We start from the raw sequence: 466 nt of genomic DNA, 5'->3' as shown, positions 1-466 counted from the left end.
CAATTAAAAAAGGAGATGATCTCTATTTATATCAAGAAACGTATACACAAAATAATACTTACATGGGAGACAATTATCTACGATTTTCCCAATTAAATATAGAATTACCGAAAGTACCGGAAAAAGAGTACCAGGCTTTGGTAGATATTTATAACCAATTGAACGGCTCGAATTGGAGAGGAGTATCATGGGAAAAATGGAAAAAATGGGATATTTCCGAGAATAATTTACATGAAGTAAAATGGGATGGCATAACAGTAGAGAATGGACATGTCACCGAACTAAGTTTATATTATTTTTATAATGTAAAAGGCAAACTACCGTCAAGCATAAAAAATTTAGAATATTTAAAAATATTAAATTTATCTTCTTATAATAGTATACAAAAAGACTTTCAAGGGACCGATTGGAATGTATTATCCGGATTAAAAAATTTAGAAGTTTTATATCTGTATGGGAATAAAAT

At 29.0% G+C, this 466-nt stretch carries 1 pseudogene; it reads left to right on the top strand.

The window, feature by feature from the left end:
* A pseudogene (locus GFU93_RS04260) lies at positions 1 to 466 on the top strand (leucine-rich repeat domain-containing protein); the annotation flags it as partial.

It is taken from the genome of Apibacter sp. B3546, assembly GCF_009827885.1.
GTDB lineage: Bacteria > Bacteroidota > Bacteroidia > Flavobacteriales > Weeksellaceae > Apibacter.
This window is presented reverse-complemented; position numbering and strand designations above follow the sequence as displayed.